General features: G+C 42.2%; 12 protein-coding genes. 6 read left to right on the plus strand and 6 right to left on the minus strand.

Translation table 11 applies throughout. The annotated features are described in order from the left end of the window. The first annotated feature begins 185 nt into the window (after window positions 1-185). The 5 genes from V7K49_RS04470 to V7K49_RS04490 all read left to right on the plus strand — a co-directional run bounded on the left by V7K49_RS04470 (window position 186) and on the right by V7K49_RS04490 (window position 4,999). Window positions 186-425, plus strand: a complete 240-nt coding sequence (locus V7K49_RS04470) for a hypothetical protein (RefSeq protein WP_335204670.1) — start codon at window positions 186-188, stop codon at window positions 423-425. A gap of 115 nt (window positions 426-540) precedes the next feature. After that, window positions 541-765, plus strand: a complete 225-nt coding sequence (locus V7K49_RS04475) for a hypothetical protein (protein ID WP_335066984.1) — start codon at window positions 541-543, stop codon at window positions 763-765. A gap of 103 nt (window positions 766-868) precedes the next feature. Continuing rightward, window positions 869-1,681 (plus strand): PD-(D/E)XK nuclease family protein, encoded by an 813-nt coding sequence (locus V7K49_RS04480; RefSeq protein ID WP_335204671.1) that lies wholly within the window; start codon window positions 869-871, stop codon window positions 1,679-1,681. A gap of 53 nt (window positions 1,682-1,734) precedes the next feature. Next, complete coding sequence (locus V7K49_RS04485) at window positions 1,735-2,397, plus strand: GNAT family N-acetyltransferase (protein WP_335141677.1); 663 nt, start codon at window positions 1,735-1,737, stop codon at window positions 2,395-2,397. Between the two features lie 82 nt (window positions 2,398-2,479). Next, window positions 2,480-4,999, plus strand: a complete 2,520-nt coding sequence (locus V7K49_RS04490) for a single-stranded-DNA-specific exonuclease RecJ (protein ID WP_335204672.1) — start codon at window positions 2,480-2,482, stop codon at window positions 4,997-4,999. A 164-nt stretch (window positions 5,000-5,163) separates the two neighbouring features. On the opposite strand, the gene V7K49_RS04495 is transcribed toward V7K49_RS04490, so the two are convergent. From V7K49_RS04495 to V7K49_RS04520, 6 genes are all read right to left on the minus strand, one after another. Continuing rightward, on the minus strand, window positions 5,164-6,207 hold the full coding sequence (locus V7K49_RS04495; protein ID WP_335204673.1) for a 1,9-bis(guanidino)-5-aza-nonane synthase: 1,044 nt from the start codon (window positions 6,205-6,207) through the stop codon (window positions 5,164-5,166). Continuing rightward, complete coding sequence (locus V7K49_RS04500) at window positions 6,204-6,503, minus strand: hypothetical protein (protein ID WP_334864921.1); 300 nt, start codon at window positions 6,501-6,503, stop codon at window positions 6,204-6,206. Before V7K49_RS04500 ends, V7K49_RS04495 begins: the two co-directional genes overlap by 4 nt. A gap of 62 nt (window positions 6,504-6,565) precedes the next feature. Continuing rightward, window positions 6,566-7,816, minus strand: a complete 1,251-nt coding sequence (gene rocD, locus V7K49_RS04505; protein WP_335204674.1) for an ornithine--oxo-acid transaminase — start codon at window positions 7,814-7,816, stop codon at window positions 6,566-6,568. 967 nt (window positions 7,817-8,783) lie between these two features. Continuing rightward, on the minus strand, window positions 8,784-9,422 hold the full coding sequence (locus V7K49_RS04510) for a pentapeptide repeat-containing protein (RefSeq protein ID WP_335204675.1): 639 nt from the start codon (window positions 9,420-9,422) through the stop codon (window positions 8,784-8,786). 296 nt (window positions 9,423-9,718) lie between these two features. Further along, on the minus strand, window positions 9,719-10,390 hold the full coding sequence (locus V7K49_RS04515; RefSeq protein WP_334864911.1) for a cadmium resistance transporter: 672 nt from the start codon (window positions 10,388-10,390) through the stop codon (window positions 9,719-9,721). Between the two features lie 901 nt (window positions 10,391-11,291). Further along, the gene (locus V7K49_RS04520; RefSeq protein WP_335204676.1) at window positions 11,292-11,900 is read right to left on the minus strand and encodes a TetR/AcrR family transcriptional regulator; all 609 of its coding nucleotides are present in this window, start codon (window positions 11,898-11,900) and stop codon (window positions 11,292-11,294) included. A 110-nt stretch (window positions 11,901-12,010) separates the two neighbouring features. On the opposite strand from V7K49_RS04520, the gene V7K49_RS04525 reads away from it, so the two are divergent. Continuing rightward, window positions 12,011-12,754 carry a 3-oxoacyl-ACP reductase family protein gene (locus tag V7K49_RS04525; protein ID WP_334864907.1) on the plus strand — a complete coding sequence of 248 codons (744 nt, stop codon included), beginning with the start codon at window positions 12,011-12,013 and terminating at the stop codon, window positions 12,752-12,754. Window positions 12,755-12,795 lie beyond the last annotated feature (41 nt).

The following is a 12,795-nucleotide window of genomic DNA, read 5'->3' on the forward strand; positions in this document are numbered from 1 at the left end:
GTTTACTTTCACCATTTGTAAATACCAAAACCACTGTTGTTGGTGTTCAAACTTGATTCAGGTTTGATAGGACTGCTGCGTGCCTTGACTAGCTAAAAGCAACGCAAATATTGGCTCCTTTTTTAGGACAGTCGAGGTAGCCGTAGCTGCTGCTTAGATTTAACTCTCAAAACAGGACAAAAACTATGAAAATCAATCTCAAAGATGATGAAAATGTACTATTCAAGTGGTTTTGCCAGGGACTCAAGTATTTTCTGCTGACTCTGCTTGGTTTAGCGATCGCTCTTGTTTTATCTCACGTTTTTGGCGCTGTCTCAATAGTTGGGATGCTGTTATCCACAAGTCTATGGATATGGTTTGTGAGGATAGCAGTATCTCTATTTTGTCTATTTGCGATCGCCATGATAATTGAGTCTTGGAGTTGATTCCTCACTCAATTATCAGCAACAAGATTGCAATTTTAGGTTTGTAGTCAAGTTTAATCAACTTTCTTGGGTTAAGTGCAAGTTAGCCCAAGGCTTCTCACTAGGAGATTATATCATGTCAAACAACAGCAACGGCTTTGGGGGAGAAACACTTTCGCCACTTTTAGTCATCTTAGTGGCAGGGTCAATCTCTTTGGCAATCGTTAACAAAGATAATCAACCAGCATATTTTGACATAGTTAAAATAGTTATGGCCTACAGCTTTGGCTCAAGCAAGTCCCAAGTAAAAACTAAACATTCCAATGACCCAGATGAGACAGATGATGATAAGTTGAAATAGTGGACATGATAACTATCTGTGAAGGCAGTGAAAAATATCTGTTTTTCACAGATAGCCTGCTAAAGGTGAGTTGCAGATTATAATTTGCTTCTAAAATAGAAGAATGCTGTCAACTACCACTCAACTACTGCGACTGTCTCAAGGACAACTGAACTTACTAGAAGCTTGTCCGCGTAAATTTCAACATACCTACCTAGAACAACTCAATTCGCCCTCAAATCCAGAACAAGAAGAACGGCAAACTTTGGGTAGTCGCTTTCACTTGCTAATGCAGCAGCGAGAAATGGGTTTGCCAATTGATAGTTTCCTGCAAGCAGATGCTAAACTGCAAAGCTGGATGCTAGCTTTTGCCGATGCAGCCCCAGAAATTTTAACGGCTGCATCTGATAATCAAACTTTCCGTGAAAGTGAACACTTCCGCACTCTGCAAGTTCAGGATTATTTGCTGACGGTTGTCTACGATTTATTGATTGCAGATAACCAACAAGCGCAAATTCTCGACTGGAAAACTTATCCTAAACCACCCAATAAACGCAAGTTAGAATCCAACTGGCAAACACGGCTTTATCTGTATGTATTGGCAGAAACTAGCGACTATTTGCCAGAAAATATTTCGATGACTTACTGGTTTGTCCAATCTGAGGGTAAACCGCAAAATATTAAGTTTAATTACAATACTGCTCAACATAGATTAACAGCAAAGAAACTTAATCAATTATTAAGTCAGTTAACTACTTGGCTGGAAAATTACCAAAATAACCAGCAGTTTCCTCAAGTGGTGGAGGGTAGCAAAACCTGTGATTATTGTCAGTTTGCCAAACGGTGCGATCGCACACAAGCTACTGAAGAAGCAGTGAAAGACTCATTGCCAAATTTTGACAGCATTCAAGAAGTCTCACTCAACCCTATATATTAGAGGATATTTGTAAAATCCAATAGGGGTATAAAGAAATTACAACTTCTAAATTTATGTCAAGCTTTGACGAAACTGAAGCCATTTATGTCCGCGAATTAGGAATTGATGACATTGCTCCCATTTACCACTTGGGAGAAGGGTTATTTACTAGCGATTTATATCCTTATTTATACCGCACCTGGGACGAATGGGAGGTGATTGGACTTTACAACACCGATCCCGAATACTGTCTTGTAGCCGAAACAGACGGAGAATTAGCCGGATTCATTTTGGGAACCATCATCACCAAAGCATCCTGGACTTATGGATACATTTTATGGCTAGGAGTTAGTCCGAAGTATCAGCGTCGGGGAGTAGCAGACAAGTTGGTTGATAAAGTCGTCGCCCGGATGATTGAAGATGGGGCGCGGTTCATGCTGGTAGACACTGACCCCACCAATACTTCAGCATTAAAGTTTTTTAACCGCAAAGGTTTTGGTAATACTCGCCAGCATATTTTCTTGTCGATGAATTTAAGCAAACATGAATATTATGGCAGATTGATTGATTACGAACACCAAAAAGCTGAAAGAGCAGGTTACAGGCGATGTCTACGACGGGCTACGCCTACACGTCCGGCAATTCGCGCCCGGAAACCCGATAGTGTCGCCAATGAAGTAGTCCTCAATCCCCTAGTGAATGAATCTCAAACGAACGAGGATCAATCTCCAATCTGATAGTTAAAAGTTAGTAATTAGGAGTTATAAATTAAAACTCTTAACTCCTAACTTCTCACTCCTAACTCCTAACTTTCTTTATATGCCAGAACAACAGCAGTGGATTATAGCAGCAACCGAACAACCCCCAAAGTGGTTTATCCAAGCGGTGAAACAGCATACACCCCTATCAAGTGGAATATATGCAGCGCAATTATTGTGGCAACGGGGAATTAAAGATGAGCAACAATTAACAGCTTTTATCAACCATAAAGCTTATCAACCAGCCAGTCCGTTTGAGTTTGGGCAAGAAATGCACCTAGCGATCGCCCGGTTGCAACAAGCATATAACGCCGGAGAAAAAATTGCCATCTGGGGAGACTTTGATGCTGATGGTATTACGGCCACATCTGTACTTTGGGATGGATTGGGGGAATTTTTCAAACAAAATACTCAGTTAATTTACTACATTCCCAATCGCCTGAAAGAATCCCACGGACTCAATAATCCAGGGATTGATAACTTAGCAAAACAAGGTTGCAAATTAATTGTTACTTGCGACACAGGTAGCACAAACATTGATGAAATTATCTATGCAAAACAACTAAATATAGATGTAATAGTTACAGACCATCACACCTTACCCGCCGAACGCCCACCCGTCGCAGCAATTATCAATCCCCGTTATTTGCCAAGGGAACATCGGCTGTTTAATCTTTCTGGGGTAGCGGTAGCTTATAAGTTGGTGGAAGCATTATATCAAACTCTGCCTAATATTGCAAAACATCCCTTAGAGGATTTATTAGATTTAGTAGCAGTAGGATTAATTGCCGACTTAGTGCAGTTAAGTGGAGATTGTCGCTATTTGGCACAGATGGGAATTCAACGACTGCAAGCAGATTTTCAACAGGCAGCTACAGCACGTCGGCGTCCGGGGGTGGGGCGATTATTAGAATTGTGTCAGAAAAGTGGCGATCGCCCCACAGATATTTCCTTTGGTTTGGGGCCAAGAATTAACGCCGTCAGCCGCATCCAAGGTGATGCCAGTTTTTGCGTTGAATTATTAACTAGTCGCGATGCTAAACGGTGTAACGAACTAGCCGAAGTTACAGAACTCGCAAATGCCCGCCGCAAGTCTTTGCAAAAAGATGTGCAAGCGCAAGTAGCGCAAAAACTTACTCAATTAGACTTATCAACCACCAGCGTCATAGTCCTAGAAGATGCCCAATGGCCTGCGGGTGTATTGGGCTTAGTTGCTGGACAGGTAGCGCAAGAAACAGGTCGCCCGACTATTTTGTTGAGTACAGAAGTAGCAGGGGAAGCAGGGGAAGCAGAGGAGCAAGGGAGCATACTTCGACTGCGCTCAGTAACCAGAGGAGCAGGGGGAGCAGGGGAAAAAATTACTCCTTTATCTTCTAACTCAGAACTCAGAAATCAGCACCCAGCACTCGCATTAGCCCGTGGTTCTGCCCGTTCGGTGAATTCCGTCGATTTATACCAACTGGTGAAAGAGCAAGCACATTTGTTACATCGTTTTGGGGGACATCCCTTTGCAGCAGGTTTGAGTTTGTTGGTGGAGAATATTCCTTTATTTACAGCGGCGATTAATCAGCAATTGCGGCAATCTTTAGGTAGTACAACTCTAACGCCTACAGTGCAAGCAGACTTGACGGTAACAGTAGCAGACTTGGGGAAAGAGTTATTTTTAGAACTGAAACTACTAGAACCTTGTGGAATGGGCAACCCTGTTCCGAAATTGCTAATTCAAAACTGCTGGTTTGAAAATTCTTGGCATCGCAATCAGCAGGATTGGCAAGGGAAAAAGGTACAGTACATTAAAACCGAGTTTGATATTCGAGATGATTCCAGCAGAAGTGCTTTTCCTGGTTTATGGTGGGGACACTACAAAGATGAATTGCCCATAGGAAGGTGTGATTGCATAGCCGAACTGGACTACAACACTTTCAAAAAACGTTATGAAATCAGATTAATTGCCGTGCGTCCCAGTGTTAACTCAGGACTCAATGCTCGGAATGGGCTAAACGCCCCGCTATCGCTAACACCACTTATCTTAGACTTACGGAATCAGGAACACTCAGGAATCAGGACTGAGGACGGGCTAAACGCCCTGCTACCGCTAACAGCACTGATTATCGAAGATTGTCCCACTAATTGGGATAATTTACGTACATGGTTGCGGCGATGTTTAATAACAAGCCGCTCTACATCTGCGCTTGACAATCAGCAACAATTAGCGATCGCTTGGTCTAAACCCAACCACCAACCACCCAATCAAATTTGGCTGACTCTTGTAGGAATTGCTAAATATCTCAGTCGCACAAATCAACTAGTTACCCGCGTCCAACTTTTAGAGAAAATCGGCATCAGCCACCAAACCTTACTTATAGGAATCAAAGCTTTAAAATCTTTAGGGTTCACAGTCAAAGAACAAGACCCTTATTTACAAATTAGCTGGCATCCTACCGATAGTGCAGAAAACTTTGCCGATGCAGCAGTGGCACGATTTTTAGCCGCTGTCCGAGAAGAACAATTTCAGCAACAGTATTTTGCCGAAGTGCCTTTATCTACTATTGTTGCGATCGCCAGCTCCGACAATTATTAACCTAAGTGCGGGTTATCAGACTTCGAGTCAAAAGCACCTTATTTTTTTATGAGAAAAATCGCCTTACTGACAAGATAAAGTTTGCAAAGGACGCTCTAGCTAATATTTCGAGTTATGTTTGTCATGTGAGACCAGGGGAGGTAAATTGACCCCCCTGAAAATTTCTATACAGTCACTACCTTAGGTTGAGGTTTAGTGAATAACTCAGCTAAATGATGTGGTTGGCGATCGCGCCAGTTACCTTTATGATATGCATACCCCGCAATTAACGGGAACGCCACAGTCGCCTCAGAAAATACCATCTGTTCAGTAGCTTTATCTACCTTCCCCCAAGAATGAGCCTCTTTGAGGGTAGAACCAGATAAAGCGCCATCCCGTTCATCGGCGACAGTGACTTGAATTGTATACTTGTGCATACTCGTCTCAAATCCCAGCATTTCTGCTGCTACTACCGTATCCTGGGCGAAGTTTTTCGGTACACCACCACCAATCATCACCAATCCGGTGTAGTTAGAAGCTAGTTTGCACTGCGTCAACTCCCGGAAGTCTCGCACCGAGTCAATCGTTAAATGAGATTCTGGAGAATTCCATTGGTGATGCACTAAGCCAAACCCAGCCGAACAGTCACTAAAAGCGGGGACAAAAATTGGTACTTGGTGTTGATAAGCGGCTTGCACTACAGATTGACCATAGTTACCCCAACGTTCTAAATAAGCAGCCATCTGCTCAATAAATTCCCGTGAAGAATAGGGACGCTTCTCTAAATTCTCGGCGATTTGGGCGATCGTCATGTCACACACCCGCAGTTGATCTTCATCAATATAGGTGTCATATATGCGGTCTATCCGTTCCTGTCTTAACACCTCATCATCAGCAAAGGGGTCGCCAACATAATGACGATAACCCAACGCTTCAAAGAAATCTTGGTCAACAATGTTAGCGCCAGTAGACACGATCGCATCTACCATATTGTGAGTAATTAAATCGTGGACTATTCCCTTGAGTCCAGCACTAAACAAAGACCCAGCTAAACACAGAATAATCGTACATTCTTTATCTTGCAGCATTGCATCATAAATTTTTGCTGCCCGTCCCAAATTTCGACCTTGGAAAGCTGTCTTACTCATAGCTTCCACTAAGCCAACAACATCGAAAGCTTTGATGTCAATTGGTTGAACGGTCTGTTGCAAAAATTCTTCACGATTCATGGTAGATTGTCCTTTTTATTGAAAATAAAAATCATCCGGTCTGCACAACGACTAGAAGGCAAGTCTTGCCAATGCACTAGTACGCCACGGCGTAAATAGAGCAACCATTTAAAATCCCTAAAAAGCCCATTCCATAATACTTTTGACTTTTGACTTTTGACTTTTGACTTCCGCCTTGCGGTACTAGGCGCTTCGCAGTGGTCGTACCAGGACAAACCAGGATCAGATTGCCGTCTTTTATTTAACTTGACGTGCAATTCCCAGATACTCATGAGTTGGATGAAAGGACTGTTCAATTTTGCTATTAATGACTTTTTAAACACTACAAGCCACCCCGCAAGACTCAATTTACGCAAAACTAACAAGTGGTTGTCAAAACTCGGTCAATTTTCTCCAATGCCCAATCTATTTCATCTAGGGAAATAACCAAGGGTGGAGCAAAGCGGATGACATTATCTCTAGTTTCTTTAGCTAATAATCCTTCTTTGGCTAGGGCTTTACAAAAACGTCTAGCACCACCAGATTCTGGGTACAATTCCATCCCAATTAATAAGCCTTTACCACGGACTTCTTTTATATATGAACTCTCGATTGATTGTAATTTTGCTAAAAAATATTCTCCTAGTTGTAAAGCTTTTTCTGGCAACTCTTCTTCTATAATTACATCAAGTGCTGCAATTCCAATGGCAGCAGCTAATGGATTTCCGCCAAAGGTACTACCATGATCTCCTGGTTGAAATACACCCATCACTTCGTCAGTAGAAATAAACGCAGAAATTGGATAAAATCCACCAGATAAAGCTTTTCCTACAGTTATACCATCTGGCTTAACATTCTCATATTGATGGGCAAACATTTTACCTGTTCTTCCCAAGCCAGTTTGAATTTCATCAAAAACTAGTAATACATTATGATGGCGACAGATTTGTTCTGCTTGCTTTAAAAACCCATTGGGAGGAACGATAATACCTCCCTCGCCCTGAATTGGTTCTACCAAAAATGCAGCAGTATTAGGAGTAATCGCTTTTTCTAATGCTTCAGAATCACCAAAAGGGATAACTTGAAACCCACTCGTCAAAGGCCCAAATCCATCTTGATATTGTTCTTCTGTAGAGAAACTGATTAAACTAATAGTGCGTCCAGAAAAATTATTACTACAAACAATAATTTCTGCTTGATTTTCTGGTACACCTTTTACTTTATAAGCCCATTTCCGAATGGCTTTGATAGCCGTTTCCACAGCTTCGGCTCCCGAATTCATGGGTAGCACTTTAGGTAAACCAGAAATCTCAGAAAGCTTTTGATAAAATCTTCCCAATTGGTCATTGCGAAAAGCCCTGGAAGTTAGTGTAACTTTTTGAGTTTGTCTGATCATTGCTTCAAGGATTTTGGGATGACAATGACCTTGGTTTAATGCTGAGTAAGCTGAAAGAAAATCTAGGTATTTTTTACCTTCTATATCCCATATCCACACTCCTTGTCCTTTAGTGATAACTACATCTAAAGGATGATAATTATCAGCACCATATTGCTGTTCTAGTTCAATATAATCCGGGGTATTCATAGTGTTGAGGTTGGGAATTTCCAGAGTTATGTTCGTTGCTTGCATATTTGCTCCTGATAGTTTTGAGAGGTTGAAATAAAACTAGATAATATCTGAAAGACTACCAATTCAATGTCTCATTCAACAGGTATGAGCATAATTTGAAAAAATCCCGATCAGTTCTTCGTTTTATAGTTCCCAATTCCAGAACACTACAATGAGAGTAATACTGCAACTCCCTTTTCTTAGGTCTGCATGTCAAAGATATACGCAACTTTGATACTGATGGATTTTTTCTAAATATCTAAATAGCCGATAATTATTGACCAGCCATTTCCTTTTCTTCCAGATACGCAACTTGTGTAGGACTTCTGCCTACTTTTAGTGACGAAAACCAGTTGCCCACTCTGTCTGAATGTAAAATTTTACTGGCATAACAATCAAGGGTGTAAACTGTAACTTTAATTTAAGGGTACTTTTATTTTTATCCGCAACTCACAAATAAAAATAAAAGGTAATAAACAGGCGCTGGGTATTCTAACTTAAAGACTTTTGTCTCCTTCACAGTTGCACCCAAGTGCCGGATTTATACTCTTGTTTCTAACTTACTTCTGATGGATAGCCTACAGAAGTTAAAGAGATAATTTACTATATCACTATTTACCATGAAAGCAATTATAAAATCCATTCTTTGTCCAATTTTTTAGACAAATACCTGTTTGTTTCCACAAACTCATTTTGCTATGTACTTTTCCATCTGGCATATTAACTAGCTATAAAAAAATTTATCTTTTTACATTGTTATTAAATGCAGATTACCATTAAATTCCCAAACTCTCAATGCTGAGGTGGGGGATGAAAAAGTCAAAGATTATTTCAGCGCCTATGCCAGCAAAAAATAAACAACCAGAAAAATCCAGCCAATCTTCCAAAAAATGATCGCTGCGACCCTTCAAATATTAAAGCCTGTATTCATGACTGAATCAGGCTTTTGAGGTTTTTTATTAAATTTGTACGGAGAACTTCAGTTTAATTACTGAATAGTGAATCCTTCCGGTCTGATTGCATCTTCCAAATCAACGTCCATCAGGTTAACCCCCTGCATGTTTGCATTTGTGAGATTTGTCTTTTCCAAGTCTGCGCCCTGTAGGTTAGCTGCTTGCAGGTTTGCTCCCAGCAGGTTGGCTTTCTCTAGGTCTGCATCAAATAGGTTTGCTCCCAACAGGTTTGCTCCCAAAAGGTTTACCTTGCCTAAATCTGCTCCTTGAAAGTTAGCCCCTTGTAAGTTTGTTTGCTGCAAGTTAGCCCTTTCTAAGTCTGCATTTTGTAAGTTAGCACCCTCTAAGTTTGCCGCTTGCAGATTTACATCCTTGAGCATTGCTCCAGTCAGGTTACACCCGACACATTCATTAGTTTGCAATAAACGTCTAACGTTTTCTGCTACAGACACTATTGGGGATACAACCGGAGATATTACCGGGGAAGTTACAGACTCCATTGGCGATGTAACCGGAGGCATTACTGGACCTAGTTTAGATTCCGTAGGTATGGATGGTGTTAGTGTTAAAGCTCTAACGCTGGGTTGGTCAAGCAGAGAAAATCCTGCTACAAGTACCAGAAATACTGCTGTTACAATCCACTGAGTTAATTTTTTTGGATTTGGTTTATTCATTAGTTCCTTCCGACGATGATTCGTAGTGGTGAGCTTGCTTTTATAAGAGCCATCAATAATCTGCTTTCTTCTCACTTTAGATAAATTGATTGATAACATCAAATATTATCTTGATTGAAATTGATAAATTCAAGTGATTAAAAAATATTTAGCGGTAGCGACTGTGCGTAGCGTCACTCGCAGGGCTTGTCGTTAGCATCGCATCCCAAGATAGCAAGTTTTCAGAGCAGGTGCGACGCCGAACAGCCCGTCGTAGACATCGCGCAAAGCGCCCACTGGAGGCGATCGCCTCATGCCTAATTGGAAAGCATTGCCAGACTAGGTAAAAGTCGATATGATTCACTTTTAATTAAGATAGAGAGTCCCAAGTAAATTAAGATAAACGGGCAGATTTTTCGACCATAGCGAGTTAAAACCGGAGTCATCAGAGGATTACGAGTCAGGTAGTAAGAGAGTAAGCACCACACCCCAACAGTGAAATAGCAAACACACAGAATTACACCCAAACTTGGAAGATTGGTACTGGCAAACAAGGGTACATAGATCCCAATGTTGTTTCCTCCATTGGCAACGGTGACAGCGGAAACGCGGTAAGTTTGAGGATCGCGGATGGTTGCCAATAGTGATTTCTTCTGGCGTCCAGATTTGGCAGGAGTTAAGTCAACTGACACCGCTTGCACTGTCTCTGTTTCCTGATCTCGACTGATGAAATTACTAATACCAATGGCGATGGGAAGCAAACCTAGCAAGCCAATCCAAGTACTTGGAATAATCAGACCACCGAAGAAACCAGGGAGACTAGCACATACTAAGGTAGTGAATCCCAGAAATTCACCGAGAACAATATGCTTAGGACGAAAGCTGCGATTGACTTTTCCGAAGAAAGCTGTCAAGTATAAATTGTCGTCAAAGGTGGTTGCAAAAGCGGTAGAGATTCCAATAAGAAATGTACTAATTAGCCAACTCATAATTTTTGCTCACGATAATTCAATGCTGTTTGTCTTAGTCCTTCTCTGCTTCTGGCAATGAGGGCAGTTCAGAAGATTTTGTGACTGTTTTACTTAACGACAACCGATCTTCGCTAGTCATCAGCCAGTTCCCCAGTTTTTAGAGGCGATGCCTACGGTAGTAAACTACGCCTCCAATCAAATTGGTATTTTTATTTCTCAGCAAGGTACCTTGGGAGCTCATGAAGTCAATATTATGGCTTTAAACCAAATAAGAGCAAATACTCTTGTTTTTTAAAACGATAAATAAAAGTGATGAATAACTTTCGGGACTACAAAAAAAATAAATAACCCAAAAATGATTAAATAAAGCTGCATAACCTAGAGAATGAATGATAATCAGATAAAAAGTGGAAGAAGTAGTTTCCAAGGGGACTGCTTCCTTCCTAAATCAACTCCTGACTGTGCAAAAAGCAAGCAATTTGACCAGCGTGAATTGATTTATCTTTTACAGACTGCCTTGATTTTTTCTGGCCATTTATTTTTTTGCTAGTACAACACGGCGTAAATAGAGCAACCATTTAAAAACCCTAAATAGCTTATTCCGTAATCCTTTTGACTTTTACTTCTCTACGAGAGGCTGCGCCAACGGCTACGCCCAGGCTAAACTCAGGCTAAACTCAGTACAAGTGACTTTTGACCTTTTTTTAATTAAAAATTAAGAATAATAATAATTTTTAATTAATTAATTTTGGGTACAAGCCCCCACTGAAATCAAAGATTTCAGTGGTCTACAATCAGTGGTGGGTTCAAGCCCCAAAGAATTGCAATTTTTAATTAATAATTTTTAATTTTTAATTGGAGCGTTCGCGCAGCGTCTCGTAGAGAAGCGACTCGACTTCCGCCTTGCGGTACTAGTCCCTTATATTCGACAGGCTCGCAATGCCGTCTGAACAACCTCTAGGAGTTGGGCGCGACTGGCTCCACTCGCTGCTTGGACGGACATCCCAAAGTTGACAGTTACGACAAAACGAGCCAGGCTAGCAGGATCAGTATCAGACGGCAAGTCACCTTCTGATAAAGCACGCTCGAAGCGAGCGCGTATTGCAATCTCCCCTAACATATGGCGTTCTGCCAATTCTTGATGGAGCGGATCGTCCGGATGTCCACATGAAAGTATACTCAGTGCAAAGAGACATCTTGAGGGATTACACGGATTAGTCACCAAGTCAACAACGCCATACATCATCCGCTCGATCACTCTACGTGCGGTTGGCTCCTCAAGTGCCTCACGAAGGTAGGCTGTTTGCCTATCACTATAGCGATCAAGCACCTTGCGGAATAAAGTTTCCTTGTTGCCAAAGGTAGCATAGAGGCTCGGACGGTTAATACCCATCGCCTCAGTTAGATCCGTAAGGGATGTTCCCAGATAGCCCTTGCGCCAGAACATCTGCAAAGCTTGCTCTAAAGCTTCGTCAATATCAAAAGCGCGAGGACGTCCCTGTACTCTATGAGACTTTCTCGTTTCCATACCTTTCAGTATAAAACTTCCTTGACAGCAAGATTTAATCAGGGGATACTTTTTGTACCGATTGGTAAATAAACACTGATTGGCAACTATTATGCCCAGTAGAGCAAATTATGGGAAAAACACTCGCAGGAAAAGTTGCATTGGTTACGGGCGGTTCACGCGGTCTAGGGGCGGCGATCGCTAAACGTCTCGCCCACGATGGCGCAGCAGTCGCCCTCACCTACACTAGTTCGCCCCAAAAAGCCGACGAGGTGGTGCTTGCCATCGAAGCGGCAGGTGGAAAAGCCTTGGCGCTTGCCGCTGACAGTGCCAATGTTGAAGCGGTGAAACACGCCGTCGCCGAGACAGTCAACACCTTAGGTCGCCTCGACATCCTCGTAAACAACGCCGGAGTTGGCGCTTTTGCTCTAATCGACCAGTTCTCGATGGATGAGTTTGACCGACTCATCGCGGTGAACGTCAAGGGCGTTTTCGTGGCAACTCAGGAGGCGATTCGCCATATGGGTGAGGGTGGACGGATCATCATGATTGGCAGCGTCAACAGTGATTCCACCCCTTTTGCTGGGATCTCGGTCTATGCGTTGACTAAGGGAGCGATCGCCAGCTTTACCCGTGGTCTCGCCCGCGATCTTGCACCTCGCGGCATCACCGTCAACAACGTTCAACCTGGCCCGATTGACACCGATATGAACCCGGCAGAAGGGGACTTTGCCGATGGGCTGAAAAAGATAATTGCCCTCGGTCGTTACGGACAGAGCGATGAGGTTGCTGGCTTGGTTTCTTATCTCGCCAGTCCTGAAGCCGCCTTTGTCACTGGTGCCAACCTGAAGATTGATGGTGGCTTTACAGCTTGAACGATATGTAATCTAGACTTGCTAGTCCCTAAACCTGATTC

The sequence above is a fragment of the Nostoc sp. genome (assembly GCF_036919675.1).
GTDB lineage: Bacteria > Cyanobacteriota > Cyanobacteriia > Cyanobacteriales > Nostocaceae > Nostoc.